Here is a 20,476-nt window from a genome sequence, read left to right on the forward strand (position 1 = left end):
GTTCCAGTTACGAGCCACATCGTGCGCGCGCGACGATATGGCCGGTAAAGAGTGAGGCTACCCTGCTGCAGACCTGACCATCACGACCTCGGTGGCGCTGAGCGCCCGGTCGTAGAGCCGCACGTCGTCCACTGCGCCCTTCAACGGGTGGCCACCCCCGGGCTGACCGCCGATCGTCAACGCCAGATCGTTCGCGATCACCGAAGCGGGCCCTGCGACCTGCCCCTGCAAGGTGCCATCGACGTAGAGTCGCAGGGTCGCCCCATCGTAGACCCCCACGAGGTGAGTCCAGGTGCTGCCATTCGTCGGGTAGGTCGACGTCCCGTTCACTCGGAAGGTGTCGCCTGAGACGCTCTGGTTGACTCGGAAGAACGGTCTGCCGTTGTTCGCGAGGGAGATCTCGTACCCCGCGACGGAGCCGTTGATGGACTTCTTGACGACCCCTTGCGTCGCGGCCTGTTCCGGCTTGACCCACGCGGAGACGCTGAACGGCCCGGTCACATCGAGTGCCGCATGATCAGCGACCGCTACCCGGCTGCCGTCCACACCGTCGAACCGAACGGCTCTCCCCGAAATGCCTTGCACCCGGCTCACGCCGCCTTCGAACCGACCATTGATACCGGACCCGCCATCACCCAGCACCGTTGCCCCGGAGGCCTCCTCGAAAGACCACGCTGCGCTCGGGGTCGGAGCGGTCGGCGTCGGCGTCGGCGTCGGCGTGGGAGTCGGCGTGGGAGTCGGCGTCGGCGTCGGCGTCGGCGTCGCGGTCGGTGTCGGCGTGGGAGTCGGCGTCGGCGTCGGCGTCACGGTCGGCGTCGGCGTCGGCGTCGGCGTCGGCGTGGGAGTCGGCGTCGGCGTCGGCGTCACGGCCGGTGTCGGCGTCGGCGCGCCGAGCCCCTCGCCGTTGTAGAGAGCCAACGCCTCCGCGGCGGTCACGGCACGGTCGAGCACACGCGCCTCATCGACCGAGCCGTCGAAAGCATACCCGCCACCGGGCTGATCGCCGATCGTCAGCGCAAGGCTGTTCGTTCCCACTGCAGCCGGCCCGGCAGTGCTGCCGACTTCCACGCCATCCACGAACATACGCATCCGGTCGCCGTCGAATGTGCCGACAAGGTGGGTCCACTTCGTGCCGTTCGATACGAGAGCCGTGGCGGCGTTGACCCGGTACTGGTCGCCCGCAGACGCCTGATTGACCCGGAAGAAGGGCTTCCCAGACGAGGCGATCGAGAGCTCATAGCCGTTCGTGCCACCGTTGGTGGATTTCTTGATGATGTTCTGTGTGCCGACGCGATCAGGTCGAACCCAGGCGGACAGCGTCATGCTCGTCGTCAGATCGAGTGAAGCGTGGTGGGCGACAGTGACGCGTCCATTCGCTCCGTCGAAGGCGAGTGCGCGGCCTGTGACCCCAGCGACGCGCTGCACGCCGCCCGAAATCGTGCCGTTGTTCGCCGCCGCGGATGCGTCGATGACGATCGCTCCCGCCGTCTCCTCGAACTTCCAGTCCCCCACGCTCCCCGGTTCGGGGTTCGCCGTGACGCTCGGCGCGGGCGTCGGTGTCGGATCAGCCGGCGACGGTTCGGGCTCGGGGCTCTCCCCGTGCTCACCTTCGAAGAGCCCACGAACGTCGGCTGCGGAAAGCCCGCGCGCATAAACGCGCACGCCGTCGACGCCGCCTTGGAACCTGTTCGTGCCGTCGGGCTGGCCACCGATGATGAGAGGCAGACTGTTCGCGCCCACCGACGTCGGTGCCGGCATCGATGCGACGTCGACACCATTCACATAGAGACGCATCGTCGTGCCGTCATATGTTCCGGCGAGGTGTGTCCACGTCGCCGCGTCGGCGATCGGCGCAGCGGGACCGAGAAGCCGGTAGTCGTTGTCGGCAGTGGCGTGGTTCACCCTGAAGTACGGCACGCCGTTCGATGCGATGCTCAATTCGAAGCCGTCCACGAAGTTCGGGTCGGCTTTGGTCACGATGTACTGCTTCGTGAGCTTCTCTGGGCGGATCCAGGCTGAAACAGTCAAGCCCTCGAAGTCCTCACCGAATGCGGCGGAGTGCGGAACTGTCGCCTGCCCGGAGTTGCCGTCTACGCGAAGGGCGCTCCCTGACACGCCGTCCACCCAGGACGCCCCACCCTGAACTGCCGCATGGTTGGCCCAGACAGACGCGTCTTCGGTGGTCGTTCCGGTCGCTTCGTCGAAGTCCCACGACCCCAGCAGCGCCGTCTCGTCGGAAACGGCGATCGTGACGGTCGCTTCCGCCGACCACAGTTCTCCCGCACGGGCGCGATACGTGAACGAGTCCCGACCGACGAACGAGCCCTCCGGCTCGTAGGTGAATGTCTTCCCGTCAACGGACACCCCACCGGATGTCGCCGAGCGGATGATCGCCACCTCGTCGATCGGGAGGTCCGAGTCGATGGCGAATGAGGCTGTCACCCCAGTGCCCTGCGTGGTGGAGACGGTGACATCGTCGGCCACCGGGGCGCCCGGATGCACCCATTGGAGGGACTTCGTCTTCGTCGAAGTCGCGTTGCTCACCATCACGAGTGCAGCCCCGGGGACGTTGGCTTTCGTGCTCGTGACGTTGTTGTACGAGCCTGGCACGATGACGTCGGCGGGGCGAGAGAAGTCGAGTGCAGAGCGCGTCGTTGTTTTTTCGAGGATCGCCCCCATTCCGTCGTTTGCGGTGTAGGTGATGCGCAGGCTGCCTGTGGCTTCGTCTGCGAGGACGATGGGGCGGGTACCTCGTTTGTCGACTTCGTGGAACGTCCATCCGCCGCTCGCTGCTCGCACGAGGAGCCCGATCACGGGCCGGTTCGAGGAGTTGTATGACGTCTTGACGGCGGCGTAGAGAGTGCCATCCGCTGCGACTGCGACATTCAGATGATCATCGGCCATCCCACCGTCGATATTGAGCGCGGCCGACGCGCCCGGTACCTCATCGGCAGTCCACGTCGTCGGGGACGTGCCGTCGACGTGCGTCCGGAAGCCGAACCTCTTCGTCGTCTGATTCGACCAGAGCACGCCGATACGGCCAGGGAGAGCAGTCACGACGGCGATGTCGTCGCCGCTGATTCCCGAAGCCACAGTGATCGGAGCGGAGAACGTGGAATAGGGGGCGTCGGCCCACCGCATCTGGATCTGTGTCGCAGTTTCGGTGGCGAGCCACATCCGACCGGTGCCGTCCACATCGATCGTGGCCGTTTCACTGCCCGGGAGTGAAACGGCGGTGCCGACCGGCCGAGCTTCCCACGGCACGTACGCGGCCGTCGCACTGTCGTAACGCACCGAGACGAGCGATGTGACGGGGCCGTGCAACAGCAGATGCACGACTTCACCGTCGGCAAGCACGTCCGCGCGCACGTCGGTGCGGTCGGACACGCGGGTGACGGCGGACCACGAATCGCCGTCGTAGCGCCAGATCCACGTACCGACGGGGGTCGTGGCGGCGGTGCCGATGACCGCCCACCAGATTCCGTTCGCATGCCACAGTTTCGACTGGGGCTTTTCACCCGTCGTGCCGAGGAGGGGGATCTCTGGAGCACTGAACACTGCCGCGGGCGGCACCGGCTCGGGCTGTTCGACGGCGGCAGCGGCACGCTGCCACGAGAGGACAATCAGCCCTGGATCGGGATCCGATCCTCCCGTACTCACCTGGACGAAGTACTTCGTGTCTTCTACGACATCGACCGTGACTTCGCCGGTATCGAGATCCCCTGCCTCGGTTCCGCTGCCGACCACGGTTCCGGCGGAATCTGCCTCTCGGATCACGATGTCGGTGTTCATCTCACTGCCGACCGTGGAGAACCGGAAAGCACCCGTCTCCGGTGCGATCCATGACCACCAGAGGGAGCCCGCGACCGTGACCGCCTCGCCGGGACCGGTCTGCGATTCAGGGAACGTAGCGCCGATATCCTGACCAACCACGCCGCCGATAGCGCGCGCGTTGCTGGGCTCTGCGCCGATGACCACGTCGGGATCGCGGAATTCCTCGGTGACGTCGGCCGCTGCGGGCGGTGTCGTCTGCTGAGGTGGCGCGAACATGCCGGCGACGACGACGGCGGACGCGAGCAGGCCGGCGATGGAGGCGGCCACCCATGTCGACCGCCTGGGACGAGGTGACTTCGCCGCGGGCTCCGCCCCCGGCTCTTCGCTCAGTGTGCGCGCACGACTCATCGATTTCCCCCAGCTCGATCACGAAACGCTTTGACCTGCGAACCCCAGCTGCAGGCGGGAGAATAGTACCGCATATGCGCGCGCACGTCATCAAGCAGTCGACGCGCGGGCATTCACGCTCGCCGGAGGGGCCGAGGCCGCGCACTGTCGAACCACGCGCGCTCGACGACATCCTTGGTGCGGTCGATCGTGAACCTCTTGCGAGCTTCGCCTCGTGCGAACGTGGCGACATCAGCTGCGCGCGCGGGATGCTCCAGCAGCCAGAGTATGCCGCGGGCCAGGGCTTCAGGATCCCCCGGCCGAACGAGCACGCCTGCGGGCGCCGCATGAACCCCCGGCGCCACCAGGACTGCTACGCCGCCCGGGTCGAGGATTTCAGGCACGCCTCCCGCGTTGGTCGCCACGACCGGCACACCCGCCGCCATGGCCTCCACGATCACCTGACCGAACGGCTCGGGGACGGGCGATGCGTGCACGAGAATCCGCAATCTGCGCAGCTCGCGGCTCGGATCAGCCACCCAACCGCGCCATTCGATCCGACCCGCGGCTCGCGATGCCGTCGAGAGCGCGCGCAACCGCGACTCCTCGACGGCGTCATCGAAAAGTGCAGCGCCGATGATTCTGAATCGCAGGTGAGGTGCGCTCGAATGGATCAGCTCAGCGGCCGAGAGGAACTCACGCTGACCTTTGGTCGCGCTGACGCGTCCGATCAAGCCGATGGTGCGGCCTCCGCCGCGCCTTCGTGGTTCGTCGAACGCGTGCGGTTCCAGTCCGGGGTATGCGACCACCACATGTTTCGACCGGCCTACCCGTTGCCCGAGGGTTCGTGCCGTCGCGTGCGAGTTCGCCACGACGCGATGAGGCCCGAATCGTGCGACCCATCGGAGCGCGATGACGACAGCCGCCGGGAGGTAATCGTCCGAAATCCGGTCGTGCAGATGCCAGACCCACCGTGTTCCAGAACCCGGCGTCGCGAGCGACAGCAGAACTGCCGCCTTGAGCGAGTTCGCCACGACGAGGTCCGGGGACCGCTCCCGCAACAACCGTCGGATGCGCACCGATGCGGCGACCGTCTGCCGAAAATTCCTCCACAGCCGGCTCAATGACCCGACCGTCTGCTCCCGCGTCACGCGAGTTACCTCGCCGGATGGCAGCACGACTACCGGAACCTCGATGTCCTCAAGTCGCGCAGCAAGGGGGCCGGCGCTGAGAAGTACCGCTTCTACCGAGAAAGCTCGCCGGTCGATGGCTGAAGCCAGCCTGATGAGGGCCGCTTCGGCACCGCCGAGCTCGCCGGTGTGCGTGAGGACGAGGACTCGGCGGGGAGGATGGGCCTCTGTCGCGTGATCCGTCCGTTGCATCGTCGGTGCCACGTCGACACACTACCGGCGCGCACTCGGGACTCGGTCCGTACGATTGACGCGTGACCAGCCCGCGGCATCCCACACGTTTCGGTGTGGCGCGAACGCGCGCGGGCCGCAGCCCCGGGTCGATGCGCAGATTGCGCTCGCTCATACTCGGATGCTTCGCCGTCGTCCTGGTCGGGCTCGCCGCCGGCTTCATCGCGGTGACCGAACCCGACCTCGCCATCCCCGCCGCCCTCGCCGTGCTCGTGGTCGGCATCGCGGCCATCGACCTCTCGCTCATTCCGGTGCTGGCCGTTCCGGCGACGATGGCGGTGGTGCGGGTCGGTCCGATGAGCCTGGCGGACTTCGTGCTCGGCTTCGCCGCGATCGTCGCCCTCCTCATGCTGCGTGGCAAGGGTGCGCAGACCCTGCAGCCGCTCCTGTGGGCAGGCGCCTGTTACATCGCGCTGACGGCGCCACAGCTGTTGCTCAACCGCTACGTCGCGAACTACATCGAGTGGGCGCACGAGATCGCTCTCGTGCTCGGCAGCATGATCGTCGGATTCGTGGTGGGGCGCGAAGGTCACGCCAAACTCGCGCTGGGCATGTACATCGCGCTGTGCTGGTTCATCGGGATCGCCGCGATGGTGACGGCCGTCTCGAACGGCTTCGGTCCCGTGTATTTGGGGATGCTGCACAAGAACGCCATCGGAGCGATCCTCATGATCGGGGCGATCATCGCATTCGCCAACCCGCCGTGGCTCGAGTGGCGACCGTGGTTCGGGTATGCGACGTTCGCCGTCTGCGGCGTCGGGGCGCTCGCCGCCCAGTCTCGCCAGGCTCTCATCGGCGCGCTCGTCGGGGTTCTCATCGTGGGCCTGCGGCCACGCTTCCACAACGGCAAGCGATCACGGTGGATGTGGGTCGTGCTCGTTCCCGTCGCGTACTTCGTCGTGACGGCGGTGCAAGAGCAGCTCGGCTCGGACGATCAGTTCAACTCGTCCAACCAGCGGCTCGATTGGTACGGCGATTCGATCAAGGTCTGGCAGATGTCGCCGCTCTTCGGCGTCGGCCATCGCTGGTGGGTGACCGGGCACACCGGTTACTCGGGTTTCCAGCCCCCCAACGCGGAGCTCGAGGTCCTCACGACAGTGGGCGTCCTCGGCCTCATCGGCTTCCTCGCGATGTTCGGCGGGGCTTTCTGGCTGCTCGCGAAGATGAACCCGGTGTACGGCACGCTCGCCCTCGCCGTCGTGGTCGGGCGTTTCGCGCAGGTGCAGTTCGACCTCTACTGGGTCGCCGGCCACTCCTCGATCCTGTGGATCATCGCGGGCATCTGCTACGGAGTCCAAGCGCGAGACAAAGCCCTGGGCATCGAACGCATCCCGCATCCGGTTCAGACCGTTCTTCGCAGGACTCCGGTCGTGCGGATATGACCCGGCGCATCATTCACGCCATCACACCGGGCGATCACTTCTCGCCGCGCACCGGATCGGCGATTCCGACGGTCGTCCACGGTCTGGCGCGTGCGGCCCTCGCGTCAGAAGGCGACGATGCGCGTCACGCCGTGCTCGTCGATTCGACCACCTTCCGCCCCCGCTACGAGTCGGCCGAAGTGCTCGAATACACCGGCGCGATGCCCACCCGACGCGCGGAGCGGATAGCGGATGCCGCTCTCGCGCGTCTCGGCGTCGCCCGCCGATCGGCGGTTCGCGCCTGGCAGCCCGTATCGGATGCACTGCGGGATCAGTCGCCTTCGATCGTCATCGCCCACAACGCACCGGCGTTGCCGCGCCTTCTCGGCGATCAGCCGCACACGACCGTGCTGTATGCGCACAACGACCTGTTCCGCACCGTCGGTCGGCGCGAGGCCGAGCGCACGCTCGGCGGTGTCGCCGCCATCGTCTGCGTGAGTGAAGATCTCGCGCGCCACACCGCATCACGGCTGCCGCGCTCCCTCGCCCGCCGGGTGCACATCGTCGACAACGGCATCGACACCGAGGCCTTCGCACCGCGCGACGAGCCGCGGAGCGACGCTCACCCGCTGCGACTCATGTACGTCGGACGCGTGATCGCCGACAAGGGGCCTGATGTCCTGCTCCGGGCTGCCGCGCTTCTGCCCCACGACGACATCGAGGTCGTCATCGTGGGAAGCACCGGGTTCGACGCCGCGGCTCCCCTCACCCCGTACGAACGCTCGCTACGCGACCTGGCCGGGAAGGTGTCCGGCAGGGTCGCCTTCGAGCCCTTCGTCGATCGGGGTCGCCTTCCCGATCTGCTGCGCACCGCGGACATCTTCGTCGTACCCTCGCGGTGGCGCGAGCCCAGCGGCCTCACGATCGGTGAAGCGATGGCCACGGGGCTTCCCGTGATCGCGAGCGCGGTCGGCGGCATCCCCGAAGTCGTCGGCGACGCCGGCGTGCTGATCGATGCTGACGATGCCGAACGGTTGGCGACCGAGATCACGACGTTGAGGGACGACCCGCTCGCCCGTGCAGCCCTCGGAGAGTCAGCGCTCCGACGCGCACGCGCGCGCTCCTGGCGTCGGTCGTGGAATCAACTGAGGGCGATTCTCGAGAGCATCTGAGCTGCGTCACCTCGAAGTGGGCGCGAGCCCCTCGATGATCGTCGTGAGATCCCGGGTCAACTCGTCCACCATCGTCGTCCATGCCCGCTCCGGCAGCAGGAGCGGATCGGCGACATCGTCGGCCGGGTCGGCCCCCACCAGCTCGGTGCGCGGCCGGTCGGCGGCGGCGGCATCGAGCCATGACCCCAGCGCTGCTCGCGGAGGCCGGGGGTTCTCCTGAATCCACCGCGCGAACTGCTTGATCGTGAACACGCGCGGCCAGGCGTCGGGATTCTCGGCGATCACCTCGCGCGCCTGTTCGCGCGCGGCGGTGAGCACGAGATCGAATCCCGCCATGTCGTGCGCATCGAGTTCGCGGCTGCGGTGCTGGGTGAAGTCGTACCCGATCCGGGCTGCGAGAGCGCGACCGACCGTGGGCATCGAGCGGCCGCCCTCGATCAGGCCCGCAGAGTGGAAACGCAGGCTGCGCCCACCCCCGAGCCGCTCGGCGATGGCCGCGGCGTAGGGAGAACGGCACTGGTTGCCGTGGCAGACGAAGAGGATCTCGCTCTGCCCGGCGATGGCTTCGGGAGATCGCACCGGCGCGGCGAACGGTCCATCACCGGGGGGCGCAAAAGTCATGCAGGCGCACCGCTTTCCTGCTCATCCGGCGGCTGCGGATGAAGCACCGAGGTCTTGGGTCGGGTCGTCGGCACGGGGTTCGTCGTCACCCCGCGTCGGTAGCGCGGACGGTCGGCCAGGTCGGAGCGACCGTCGAACACATCGAGATCATCATCTTCGACATCGGCATCGAGGGGTTGCGAGTCGGGCGTGACCTGAGCCGTGCGGCGACGGCCGCTCTTGTCGCTGCGCATGTAATAGGCGGCATACGTCTTCGGCAGCTTCCGCCGTCCTCGGTTCGCGACGACGCCGAGGATCTCGACGCCGTTCGCGCGCAGCCCGGCGACGGTGTCGGCAAGCAGCGTGCGATCGGTGCGCATGACCGACGCGACGACGATCGCGCCGTCGGTGTACATCGAGAGCAACGAGGCGTCGGCGAGTCCGATGGCCGGCGGCGAGTCGATGATGACGATATCGGCCAGCAGCCTGAGCTCGTCGACGAGCGACTCGTACGCCGCGCCGGCCAAAAGGTCGGCGGGGTCCCTCGGTTCCGCACCGGCGGGAAGGATGCGGAGGCGTCGATAGGTCGTGACGTTGAGTCGGGCCTCGATCTCCTCCGACGACACGGGAGTGCCGTCTTCCTGGTTCTGCAGCAGCTCGGCCACGCCCTCACCGTCGGCCGCGTCGCCGAAGTAGCGTGCGAGATCCGGGCGGCGCAGATCGCCGCCGACGAGGATGACGCTCTTTCCCGCGCGCGCCCAGGCGAGGGCGAGGTTGGATGAGATGAAGGATTTTCCGTCGCCCGGCTCGACGCTCGTCACCACGACGACCGCGTGGCGAGGCGGGATGAGAACCTGCACCGTCGACCGCACCGTCCGCAGGCCTTCGCTCAGATCGGTTCGCTGCGAGCTCGCGACAGGGAGGGGCGGATCAAGTCGCTTGACCGACCGGTCCCAGCGCAGTTCACCGAGCGACACGGTGCCGGCGATGCCTTCGACCTCGTCGGAGCCCCGCAGACGGTTGTCGAACTGGTCGCGGATCAGAACGACTCCGATCCCGACGATGGCGCCGGTCAAGAGGGCGAGTCCGAACACGATGAGCTGGCCGGGGACAGTCGATTCTCCCGGTGCCGGTTCGCGCAAGACCGTCATGGTCGGGCCCGATGCGGCGATCGCGTCGAGCTGGGTCTGCAGCATGCTCATCCGGTTGAGCGCAGACGCCAGGTTCGATTGGGCGATCGCGTTCTCGGGGTTGCGGAAGACCTCCCGTTGCAGTTCGGTGGCCTGCTGGATGGCTTCGGTGTGCTGCTCACGCAGTGTCGTCTGCACCTCGGTCATCTGCTCGTCGACGTATGCGACGTACGCCTCGATCACGGCGTTCGCCCGCGCTTGAGCGGACTCCGGGCTCGGACCGGACGCCGTCACGGTCAACCGGCCGGTGCGCGAACTGTCATCGAGGCGGGCTTCGATCTGCCCCGCGAGAGCACCGCGCGCGTCGCCGGTGATCGCCGCCGCGGCGTCGAGGATGACGGGCGCGGTGATGGTCTCGGGGTCGAGATCGACCGTCATGCCGCCGATCTCCCCCGACACGGCCGTCTCGGTGACGACGGCGTTCAGCCGAACGGTGCCGCTCGTTTCATACGTGACATCACGCACCTGCAGATAGCCCACGGCGACGATGCCCGCGACAGCCGTGATCGCGAGGATCACCCAGATGCGCTTCCACAGCACGTCGAGCACTTGCCGTAGTGTCACGCGTTCTGCCCCCCGGTCGAACTCATGCTGCTCGTGCAGCCGCTGACGGCTTCGCGTCTTCGAGTATCCAGGTGGAAGAACCCGATGTACGTGTGCATCGGCCAGACTCGCAGGACACGCCCAGCGTCACAGCAAGCCTACCGCCGGCTCTCAGACCCCACTTCGACGCTCGCGACCGCACCCTGACGCGCGACGAGCACGACGAGCACGCCGGCGCAGGCGAGCAGCATCCCGCCGCCGGCGACGTCGGGCGCCCGCGGAACGTCGGCCATCGCGATGAGCACGCACACCGCCCCGGTGAGGCAGACCGCCGACCCCACCGCTGTCCAGGCCCGAAGCCGTCGTGCAGGCGACACGACGACGCCGACCGCGGCCTGCACCGCGAACGCGACAGCGCCGGCCAGCAGGATGCCGCCCAGCACGTCGCTGCCCCGATGCGCGAAGGACAGCAGTGACATCGCCGCCTCGATCCACACCACCCCCGCGAGCACGGCGACGACCGGTCGCGGTGCCCAGCGCGGGTTCAGCCAGGCGATCGCGATCACGCCGGCGGCGCAGACCGCGACGTGACCGCTCGGATACGTGTTGTGCGCGTACGCGAAGGCGCCGAAATCGGGGCGCGGAACGGCGATGTCGAACAGCGCGGCCAGCACCCCTGTTCCGCCGAGACAGATCGCCGCGGCGGCCACGGCGAGAAACCGTCGGGCCAGCAGCGCGCCGACGGCGGCGAGGGCGGCGAGCACCACGAGCCCGAGCATGAGGGCATTGCGGGCGCCGTAGATCCGCATCCACGGCTCGTCTCGAAGCGCCGGGAACGATCCGAGTGTCGACGCGTCGAGACGCTGGCCCAGCGGGGTCAGCACCGCGAGGACATAGAGCAGCACGAACGCGCTGAGGAACCCGGCCGTCCAGAGAGCTGCTGTCCTACGGGTTCCTCGCGCATCAACGATGGGAGACCACCTCGCTGACGACATCGCGCAGCCGAGTGGCGAACCGCTCCTCTGAGAACGACTCGGCGTGCGCCGTGATCTCGAGAGCTCTCCACGACCGTTCGGCCAGTGCCCCGATCGCGCCGGCGACCGCGTCGACCGTCGGGGAGTCGAAGAAGACACCCGTGCGCCCTTCGACGACCGTGTCGAGGTATCCGCCGTCTCGGAGTGCGGCCGTGGGCTTGCCGAAGGTCGCCGCCTCGAGAGGCGAGAGCCCGAAGTCTTCGTAGGATGCCGCAACCAGACCTTCGCACTGCGCATACAGCCAGCGCAGCTGCGCGTCGGACACCTTGCCGACCAGGTGCGTGCCGCCCGCGCGCGCCGCGAGCGCCTCGAGCGTCTTGCGTTCGGGACCGTCGCCGACCACGACGAGGTCGAGCCCACCGGCCGCCGCGACGGCCTCGATCACGAGGTCGACGTTCTTATAGGGCAGGAGGCGCGCCACGCACAGCAGGAACGGACGCCTGACGCCGGCGATCTCTTCGCGCGCGTCATCGGGGTGCAGCGTGGCGGGGGGCGGCGCGAGCACCTCCGCGTCGATTCCGTAGACATCCTGCACGGCCCGCTGGATGACCGTCGAATTGACGAGATAGCGGTCCGCGGTCGCCGCGGCGCGCTGATCCCATCGCCGCAGTCGCGGCCCCAGCATCCCGATCGCCGCGCGAACCGCTCGGGCGCGCACTCCCGGCGCCTCGTCACCACCGGCATACCGGTCGAGCTGATAGAGCCACCGCGCCGGCGCGTGGCAGTACACGACCTTGCGACCTGCCGTCGGGAATCCGTGCGCCCATCCGCTCGAGCTCGCGAGCACGACATCGGCGTCGATCGGATGCGCGTCGACGGCACCGGCGAGGAACGGAAGGGCGAGTCGGTGGTGCCGACGCAGCGCCGGCCAGCGGTCGACGCGCGACGTGCGGATGTCGAGCTGGTCGAACTCGGGAAAAGTGCCCTCGGCGTGGAACAGCGTCGTGTGCAGGGGGGCCCCGGGAAACGCGCGCGCCATCGCGAGCGCGACACGTTCCGCTCCGCCACGCTGTGTGACGTAATCGTGTGCGAGCGCGATCGTGGTCACAGCTCTCCCGGTTGGACGACGTGTTCGTCGATTCTCTCCACAATCGCCCGCGCCCGCGACGGCTCCGGTTTGCGCGGGGCGTAGACGACGAGCGAATGGAAGACGAAGCGCACGATGAACGCGACCGCGAGCGTGATCGCCGTGGCCAGCACCGCCGAGATGTGCCACGTCTCGACCATGAGCGCGAGCACGGGGATGCGCACGAGCGCCTCGGCGTTGTTGAACGCGAACGACTTCGCGAACCGCACCCAGCCGCCCGATGCCTCGCCCCGCATGTCATGGAACACGAACCGTTCGATCAGCAGGAAGTTGCCGATGATCGTCACCTCGGCGGCGATGATGGCGGCGAGGATGTAGTCCATCCCGACCGCGGTCAGCGCCCACACGATCGCGATGTTCGCGACCGCTCCGAGCGCGCCCACCACGGCGAACAGCGACATCTTGCCGAATCGCAGTGCCGTCAGCTGCGTCATGAAGTGGACTCCCTGCCGCAGCGACGCCTTCGACTCCCCCGCGTGCCGATCGGCGAAATCGAACGGCACCTCGGCGACGCGCAGCGTCTTGCGCGCGAGCATCTCGAGCAGGATCTTGAACCCGCGCGGCTTGAGGCCGTCGAGATCGAGAGAACGGCGATCGACGAGGAAGAACCCCGTCATGGGATCGGTGACGTCTTTGAGTCGCACGGGGAACATCGACTTGGTCACCGCGGTCGACAGCTTCGAGACGAACACCCGCGTACGGTCGGCGAGTCCGTTCGCGGTGCCGCCGCCGGCATACCGCGACGCGACGACCACGTCGACGTCGCCCTCGCGAAAGCGCGCGAGCATCTCGGGGATCTTCTCGGGCGGATGCTGCAGATCGGCGTCCATCACGAGGCACAGGTCCGACATCGCCGCGGCGAATCCCTCGAGCACCGCCCCGCCGAGACCCCCCACCGCCCGCTCACGGTGGAGCAGACGCACAGGGATCGTCGACGACGCCGAGACCTCCCGCACGACGTCGGGGGTGGCATCCGTACTGTCGTCGACGACGATGATCTCGCACGCGATTCCCGCCGTCGCGGCCGCGATTCGCCGCACGAGCTCGGCCACGTTGGGCGCCTCGTTGTAGGTCGGTACGACGATCGACAGTTCGATGGGAATCTCCCTTGCGCTCCGGGGGTGAGCCCACCCATCGTTGCACGCGAGCACGCCATGATGGACGAGCGCCAACAACGAAGGGACATCGATGCGGATCTCGGTCATCGGATGCGGATATCTCGGAGCCGTCCACGCGGCGGCCATGGCCGAACTCGGCCACGACGTCGTCGGCATCGACGTCGACGCCGACAAGATCGCGGCGCTCACGCGCGGCGAGGCCCCGTTCTTCGAACCGGGCCTGCCCGAACTGCTGCAGACGCACGTCGCGTCCGGCCGGCTGCGGTTCTCGACCGACATGACGGATGCCGCGGGCAGCGGCATCCATTTCATCGCTGTCGGCACACCGCAGCGTAAAGACGGCACGGCCGCCGACATGTCCTACGTCGACGCCGCGATCGACGGCGTGCTCGCGCACATCGGCGAGGGTGAGGTGATCGCCGGCAAGTCGACGGTGCCCGTGGGCACCGCCGCCGTCCTCGCCGAGCGGATCGCCGGGTCGGGCGCCGTACTCGCGTGGAACCCCGAGTTCCTGCGCGAAGGCTGGGCCGTGAAGGACTCGCTCACCCCCGACCGGCTCGTGTTCGGTCTGCCGCCCGAGCCCGATCAGGCGGCCGTGGCCGAGGCCGCGTTGCGCGAAGCGTATGCGCCCGTGATCGCGCTCGACACCCCGCTCATCGTGACCGACTTCGCGACGTCCGAGCTCGTCAAGGTCGCCGCCAACGCCTTCCTCGCGACGAAGATCTCGTTCATCAACGCGATGGCCGAGATCGCCGAGGTGACCGGCGCCGATGTCGTGCAGCTCGCCGACGCGATCGGCCATGACGACCGGATCGGCCGCCGATTCCTCGGCGCGGGTGTGGGCTTCGGCGGCGGCTGCCTGCCGAAGGACATCCGCGCCTTCACCGCACGGGCCGAAGAGCTCGGCCGCGCCGATTCGGTCGCGTTCCTCAAGGAGGTCGATGCGATCAACCTGCGCCGGCGCAGCAAGGTCGTCGACCACGTCGTCGAGGCGCTCGACGGTCAGCCGGTCGGCAAGGTCGTCGCGGTGCTCGGTCTCGCGTTCAAGCCCCACTCCGACGATGTGCGGGACTCACCCGCGCTCGACGTCGCGGTGCGCTTGAAGGGCCTCGGGGCCGACGTGCGGGTGACCGATCCGGCCGCCATCGAGAACGCCCGGGCACGCCATCCGCAGCTGGACTACCGCGCATCGTTCGAGGACACCGTGCGCGGTGCGGACGTCGTCGTGCTCGTGACGGAGTGGGACGAGTACCGCTACCTCGACCCCGAGGTGGTGCGGCCGCTCGTCGCGACGCCGAACATCGTCGACGCGCGCAACGCCTACGACCCCGCGCGCTGGCGCGCCGCCGGCTGGACCTACCGCGGTCTCGGCCGCCGCTGACGCCCGCCGTGACCCGCCGCCTTTTGACCGCGAGACTGCAACGGGAGCTCGAGACAGCGGGTAACACCCGCAGTCTCGGCGTGCCGTTGCAGTCTCGCGGTCAGGGGGTCAGATGAGGGAGAGCTCGCGCAGCTTCGCCTCGACGTCGGCGTTGGACGGCTCGACGTGGTGCGACGTGTCGGGGTAGACCACGACGGGGATGTTCGTGCGACCCGAGATGTCGCGCGCGACGTCGGCGGCCTTGGGGTCGGTCTCGAGGTCGACGTAGGTGTACGTCACACCGAGGTCGTCGAGCTGCTTCTTCGTGCGGCGGCAGTCCGAGCACCATTCGGCGCCGAACATCGTGATGGTCGAGTCAGAGGTCATGCCATCCATTCTGGCCTGAGAATCCGGCGACAGGGCCTGACGACGAAGACCGTCGACCGTCTACGCTCAAGGGCGTGAACGACGGCATCGAAGGAAACACCCGAATCATCGAGGGCACAGTCGTGACCGACTTCTCGGACCGCATGAGCTACGGCGGTTACCTGGAACTGGACACGCTGCTGGCCGCGCAGCATCCGCTCAGCGATCCCGAGCACCACGACGAGCTGCTCTTCATCATCCAGCACCAGACGACCGAGCTCTGGCTCAAACTCGTGCTGCACGAGCTCGGCGCGGCATGCCGGCACCTGCGCCAGGACGACCTCGGACTCGCGCTCAAATGCATCGCCCGCGTCAAGCACATCCAGAAGACACTGACCGAGCAGTGGTCGGTGCTGGCGACGCTCACCCCGGCCGAGTACGTCGAGTTCCGCGGCGTCCTCGGCAATTCGAGCGGGTTCCAGTCGGCGCAGTACCGCGCGGTCGAATTCACCCTCGGCAACAAGAACGCCGGGATGCTGCGCGTCTTCGAATCCGACCCCGCGGCCCACGCCCTCGTCTCGGCGGCGCTGAACGCACCGAGCCTGTACGACGAATTCCTGCGCCTGCTCGCGCGGAGGGGCTACACGATCCCGGCGAGCGTGCTCGAGCGCGACGTCACGCAGGCGTGGACCTTCGCTCCCGAGCTCGTGCCGGTCTTCACCGAGATCTACGCGCACCCCTCCGAGCACTGGGCGGCGTACGAGACGAGCGAAGAGCTCGTCGACCTCGAGGACAACTTCCAGCTCTGGCGCTTCCGTCACCTCAAGACCGTCGAGCGCATCATCGGCCACAAGATCGGAACGGGCGGTTCGAGCGGCGTGCCGTTCCTGCGGCGAGCGCTCGAACTGACGTTCTTCCCCGAGCTGCTCGCGGTGCGGACGGAGCTGTGAACGACCCCGTCGATCCGCTGCGACTGGCGCGGCTGCTCGGCCCCGCGGCATCCGCGTGCCGGGAAGGCCTCACGGGTGGAACCGGCGTCGCGCTGCCCCCGTTCATCGATCACCACGTGCACCTGCACCTCATCGACGACCGAGCCCTCACGGCGGGCGGCATCGCCGGGATCCTCGACCTCGGCGGAGACCCCGCCGCGCTCACGCGCCGGCCGCGACGCGCCGTGCCCCGCCGCGCCTTCGCGGGGGCATTCCTGACGGTGCCGGGCGGATACCCGTCCGGCCGCTCGTGGGCCCCCGACGCCGTCGTGTGCGAAGTGACGAGCGACTCCCCGCACGAGGGCGTGCCGGGTGGGGCGGCGACCGCCGTCGCCGAGCAGGCCGCGTTCGGTGCATCCGTCATCAAGGTCGCCCTCAACAGCACGGCGGGCCCCGTGTTCGACCGCGAAACCCTGGCCGCGATCGTGTCGGCCGCGCATGATCGCGCGTTGCCCGTCGTCGCGCACGCGGAAGGCGAGGGGATGCCGCGCCTCGCGCTGCGCGGCGGTGTCGACGCGCTCGCCCACACACCCACCGAGCATCTCGGCCCGCGCTTCATCGCGAGCGCCGTCGCCGCCGGGCAGCGGTGGATCTCGACGCTCGACATCCACGAGGGCGACGCGCGCTCGACCGCCGTCGCGAACCTCGCCGCCTTCGCCGCGGCGGGAGGCACGGTGCTCTACGGCACCGACCTCGGCAACGGCGACCTGCCCACGGGCGTCAACGCGCGCGAGCTCGCGGCCCTCGTCGACGCGGGTCTCGACGGTCCCGCTCTCATCGACGCCCTCACCGACCCGTGGCCGCTCGAGCCGGGCACGGGCGCCTTCACGACTTTCATCCCGGGCACGCCGCCCGACACGGTCGACGAGCTGCCCGCGTGGCTCGCGACCGCGACCGTCGTTCTCACCGAGGAGCTCGTACATGACCAGGATTGACTTCGACCGCGCCGCATCCGATTTCGATGCCGCCGACCCGCTGCGCCGCTTCCGCGACCTGTTCGTCGGAGCCGAGTCGTCGCTCGTGTACTTCGACGGCAACTCGCTCGGACGCCCGCCGCGTGCGTCGGTGGATCGCCTCGCGCGGTTCGCGACCGAGGAATGGGGCGGGCGGCTCATCCGTGGATGGGACGAGTCGTGGATGCAGCTTCCCTTCGCCGTCGGCGACGCCATCGGGCGGGCGGTCATCGGCGCCGCCTCCGGTCAGACCGTCGTCGGCGACTCGACGACCGTGCTGCTCTACAAGCTCGTGCGCGCGGCGTTCGATGCGCAGCACGCGGCCGATCCCGCGCGCGTGGAGATCGTCGTCGATCGCGACAACTTCCCGACCGACCGGTATCTCGTCGAGGGCATCGCCCGCGAGCGCGGCGGACGCGTGCGCTGGGTCGAGGTCGACCTGTCGGCGGGTGTGACGGCCGAAGCGCTGCAGGCGGCGGTCGGACCCGAGACCGCCGTCGTGCTGCTGTCGCACGTCGCCTACCGGTCGGGCTACCTCGCGGATGCCGCATCCCTCACTCGCATCGCGCACGACGCCGGAGCGCTCATCGTGTGGGACCTGTGCCACTCGGCCGGGTCGGTGCCCGTGCACGCCGACGAGTGGGGCTTCGACCTCGCGGTGGGATGCACCTACAAGTACCTCAACGGCGGTCCGGGCTCGCCCGCGTTCGCCTACGTCGCGGCGGGGCTGCAGGACCGGCTCGCGCAGCCGATCCAGGGATGGATGGGCACGGCCGACGTCTTCGCGATGGGGCCGGCGTACGAGCCCGCGGCCGGGATGCGTCGGTTCCTCTCGGGCACGCCCCCGATCGTGGGGATGCTCGCGATGCAGGACACCGTCGACATGATCGACAGCGCCGGCATCGACGCCGTGCGCGAGAAGTCGGTCGCACTGACCTCGTTCGCCGTGGACGTGTCCGACGCGCTGCTCGCTCCGCTCGGCGTGACGCTCGCGTCGCCGCGCGACCCCGAGCTGCGCGGCGGGCATGTGACGCTGTCGCACCCGTCGATGCGCGCCGTGACGGCCCGGCTGTGGAGTGAGGACGTCATCCCCGACTACCGCGATCCCGAGGGCCTGCGCATCGGGCTGTCGCCCCTGTCGACGTCGTTCGCCGAGACGCTCACGGGCCTGCGGGCCGTCGCCGCGGCGGTCCGCGCGAGCTGACGGGCGGCGAGCCGCACGCGGCATCCGCCCCGCCCGTAGACTGGACCGCCCTGCCGGAAGGAGGGCCCGTGCCCCAGGTGAGCAAGAACACCCGCGCTCCGCTCGATGCCGCGATCGCGCAGCTCGCGACCGGCGCCACCACGTGGACGCACCTCACGCTGACCCAGCGCGCACGTCTCATGCAGAGTGTGCGCACGACGGTCGCCGCCGTCGCCGGGGAGTGGGCCGACATCGCCGCGGCCTCGAAGGGTCTCGATGCCGACCATCCGCTGCGGGGCGAGGAGTGGCTCGCCGGCCCGTACGGCACGATCGTCGCGCTGGACGCCTACCGCCGCACGCTCGAGCGTCTCGCGAAGGGCGAGAGCCCCCTGCACGGGATCGCGACGTCGCCCGCGCCCGGCGGCCGCCGGCGCGCGCAGGTCTTCCCCCTCGACCCCATCGACGGGCTGCTGCTGTCGGGATACACCGGCGAAGTGTGGTTCGAGCCGGGAGTGACGGATGCCGCGGCTCGCCGCGACGCCGGACTCGCGCAGTTGTCCCCCACGACCCCCGGCGGCATCGGACTCGTGCTCGGGGCCGGCAACGTCACATCGATCCCCGTGCTCGACGTGCTCTACGAGCTGCTCGCGCACAACCGCGTCGCGCTGCTCAAGGTGAACCCGACGCAGGACGACCTCGTCCCTGTCTACGAACGGGCGCTCGCGCCGCTCATCGAGCCCGGATTCCTGCGGATCGTCCGCGGCGGGGGCGATGTCGGAGCGTATCTCACGCGGCATCCGCAGATCGCGCACGTGCACATCACGGGCGCCGCCGCGACGTTCGACGCGATCGTGGGGGGCGACCCTTCGACAAGCTCAGGGACCGCGACGAGCTCAGGGACCGGGGCGGAGTCAGGGGGCGACCCTTCGACAAGCTCAGGGACCGCGGCAAGCTCAGGGACCGGGGCGCAGTCGGGGGGTGGGGGGCTGGAGAAGCCGATCACCGCGGAGCTCGGCGGGGTCTCGCCCATCATCGTCGTGCCCGGCGAATGGTCGGACGCGGATCTGCGCTTTCACGCCGAGCACATCACGACGATGCGGCTGCAGAACAGCGGGCACAACTGCATCGCGGGACAGGTCGTCATCCTGAGCGCCGACTGGCCCCAGCGCGACGCGTTCACCGCGGCGCTGCGCCGCGCGTACGCGGCAGCGCCGGCGCGGCCCGTCTGGTACCCGCGCGGCGACGAGAAGCTCGCCGACGCCGTCGCCGACTACCCGCGCGCCCAGGCGTGCGCCGACGGCACGCGCCTGCTCGTCGAGATCGGCCCCGACGACGATGCGACAGCGCTCGAGACGACGGAGTACTTCGCTCCCGTGCTCGGGGTCATCGCTCTGCCCGGCACGGGTCAGCGCTTCGTCGACGCGGCCGTCGCCCACGCGAACGATCGCCTCGTCGGCACGCTCGGCGCGAACCTCCTGGTCGACCCCGTCACCGAGGCGGCGCTCGGCGCCGGTCTCGAGCGCGCGATCGCCGACCTGCGCTACGGCTCGATCGCCGTCAACGCGTGGACGGCGCTGGGCTTTCTCACCCCGACCCTCACGTGGGGCGGGTTCCCCGGGGCGACGCGCGAAAACGTCGAGAGCGGCATCGGCATCGTGCACAACGCGCTGCTGCTCGATCGCGTCGAGCGCTCGGTCGTGCGCGGCCCGTTCCGTCCGTTCCCGCGTTCGCTCGATCCGCGCGGGCTCATCCGCTCCCGCGGGCGCAGCTTCTCGGTGCTGCCCAAGCCGCCCTGGTTCGTCACGTCGCGCACGGGCGATGTCGTGAGCGAAGGGCTGACCCGCTTCCGCATGGACGGCCGCCGATCGGGGCTCGTCGCGACCCTCGTGCGCGCGTTCGGCGCCTGACGCCGACCGCCCGGACACGCGCCGGCGCGAC

The 20,476-nt window shown here is 69.1% G+C and carries 15 protein-coding genes; 7 read left to right on the plus strand and 8 right to left on the minus strand.

Features of this window, described 5'->3' with window-relative positions; all coding sequences use genetic code 11:
• Window positions 1-57 precede the first annotated feature (57 nt).
• The gene (locus tag ACFC3F_RS07855; protein ID WP_376128258.1) at window positions 58-4,101 is read right to left on the minus strand and encodes a LamG-like jellyroll fold domain-containing protein; all 4,044 of its coding nucleotides are present in this window, start codon (window positions 4,099-4,101) and stop codon (window positions 58-60) included.
• Window positions 4,102-4,295: 194 nt separating this feature from the next.
• Window positions 4,296-5,555: a glycosyltransferase gene (locus tag ACFC3F_RS07860; protein WP_376128259.1), complete on the minus strand. Its 1,260-nt coding sequence runs from the start codon at window positions 5,553-5,555 to the stop codon at window positions 4,296-4,298.
• Window positions 5,556-5,674: 119 nt separating this feature from the next.
• Here ACFC3F_RS07860 and ACFC3F_RS07865 point away from each other — a divergent pair, with 119 nt between their 5' ends.
• Both ACFC3F_RS07865 and ACFC3F_RS07870 read left to right on the plus strand, forming a co-directional pair.
• Window positions 5,675-6,964, plus strand: a complete 1,290-nt coding sequence (locus ACFC3F_RS07865) for an O-antigen ligase family protein (RefSeq protein WP_376128261.1) — start codon at window positions 5,675-5,677, stop codon at window positions 6,962-6,964.
• Window positions 6,961-8,115 carry a glycosyltransferase family 4 protein gene (locus tag ACFC3F_RS07870; protein ID WP_376128263.1) on the plus strand — a complete coding sequence of 385 codons (1,155 nt, stop codon included), beginning with the start codon at window positions 6,961-6,963 and terminating at the stop codon, window positions 8,113-8,115. The genes ACFC3F_RS07865 and ACFC3F_RS07870 overlap by 4 nt, the downstream gene beginning before the upstream one ends.
• Window positions 8,116-8,121: 6 nt before the next feature.
• Here the strand turns inward: ACFC3F_RS07870 and ACFC3F_RS07875 are convergent, their stop codons facing one another.
• From ACFC3F_RS07875 to ACFC3F_RS07895, 5 genes are all read right to left on the minus strand, one after another.
• On the minus strand, window positions 8,122-8,736 hold the full coding sequence (locus ACFC3F_RS07875; RefSeq protein WP_376128265.1) for a low molecular weight phosphatase family protein: 615 nt from the start codon (window positions 8,734-8,736) through the stop codon (window positions 8,122-8,124).
• Window positions 8,733-10,469 carry a polysaccharide biosynthesis tyrosine autokinase gene (locus ACFC3F_RS07880; protein WP_376128267.1) on the minus strand — a complete coding sequence of 579 codons (1,737 nt, stop codon included), beginning with the start codon at window positions 10,467-10,469 and terminating at the stop codon, window positions 8,733-8,735. Before ACFC3F_RS07880 ends, ACFC3F_RS07875 begins: the two co-directional genes overlap by 4 nt.
• 137 nt (window positions 10,470-10,606) lie before the next feature.
• A complete protein-coding gene (locus ACFC3F_RS07885; protein ID WP_376128269.1) occupies window positions 10,607-11,353 on the minus strand; it encodes a phosphatase PAP2 family protein in 747 nt (248 codons plus the stop codon).
• 58 nt (window positions 11,354-11,411) lie between these two features.
• Window positions 11,412-12,530 carry a glycosyltransferase gene (locus ACFC3F_RS07890; RefSeq protein WP_376128270.1) on the minus strand — a complete coding sequence of 373 codons (1,119 nt, stop codon included), beginning with the start codon at window positions 12,528-12,530 and terminating at the stop codon, window positions 11,412-11,414.
• Window positions 12,527-13,666, minus strand: coding sequence for a glycosyltransferase (locus tag ACFC3F_RS07895; protein ID WP_376128310.1), 1,140 nt, complete (start codon window positions 13,664-13,666; stop codon window positions 12,527-12,529). The genes ACFC3F_RS07890 and ACFC3F_RS07895 overlap by 4 nt, the downstream gene beginning before the upstream one ends.
• Window positions 13,667-13,757: 91 nt before the next feature.
• Between ACFC3F_RS07895 and ACFC3F_RS07900 the strand changes: the two genes are divergently transcribed.
• Window positions 13,758-15,068, plus strand: coding sequence for a UDP-glucose dehydrogenase family protein (locus ACFC3F_RS07900; RefSeq protein ID WP_376128272.1), 1,311 nt, complete (start codon window positions 13,758-13,760; stop codon window positions 15,066-15,068).
• A gap of 108 nt (window positions 15,069-15,176) precedes the next feature.
• Here ACFC3F_RS07900 and ACFC3F_RS07905 read toward each other — a convergent pair whose 3' ends face one another.
• Window positions 15,177-15,434, minus strand: a complete 258-nt coding sequence (locus ACFC3F_RS07905) for a glutaredoxin family protein (protein WP_376128274.1) — start codon at window positions 15,432-15,434, stop codon at window positions 15,177-15,179.
• Window positions 15,435-15,577: 143 nt separating this feature from the next.
• Between ACFC3F_RS07905 and kynA the strand changes: the two genes are divergently transcribed.
• The 4 genes from kynA (at window position 15,578) to ACFC3F_RS07925 (ending at window position 20,445) form a co-directional block, all read left to right on the plus strand.
• Window positions 15,578-16,363 carry a tryptophan 2,3-dioxygenase gene (gene kynA / locus ACFC3F_RS07910; RefSeq protein WP_376128312.1) on the plus strand — a complete coding sequence of 262 codons (786 nt, stop codon included), beginning with the start codon at window positions 15,578-15,580 and terminating at the stop codon, window positions 16,361-16,363.
• Window positions 16,360-17,337: a hypothetical protein gene (locus ACFC3F_RS07915; protein ID WP_376128276.1), complete on the plus strand. Its 978-nt coding sequence runs from the start codon at window positions 16,360-16,362 to the stop codon at window positions 17,335-17,337. Before kynA ends, ACFC3F_RS07915 begins: the two co-directional genes overlap by 4 nt.
• Window positions 17,324-18,559: a kynureninase gene (locus ACFC3F_RS07920; protein WP_376128278.1), complete on the plus strand. Its 1,236-nt coding sequence runs from the start codon at window positions 17,324-17,326 to the stop codon at window positions 18,557-18,559. Before ACFC3F_RS07915 ends, ACFC3F_RS07920 begins: the two co-directional genes overlap by 14 nt.
• Window positions 18,560-18,627: 68 nt before the next feature.
• Complete coding sequence (locus tag ACFC3F_RS07925) at window positions 18,628-20,445, plus strand: aldehyde dehydrogenase family protein (RefSeq protein WP_376128280.1); 1,818 nt, start codon at window positions 18,628-18,630, stop codon at window positions 20,443-20,445.
• Window positions 20,446-20,476 lie beyond the last annotated feature (31 nt).

Source organism: Microbacterium sp. NPDC055910, assembly GCF_042271185.1.
GTDB lineage: Bacteria > Actinomycetota > Actinomycetes > Actinomycetales > Microbacteriaceae > Microbacterium.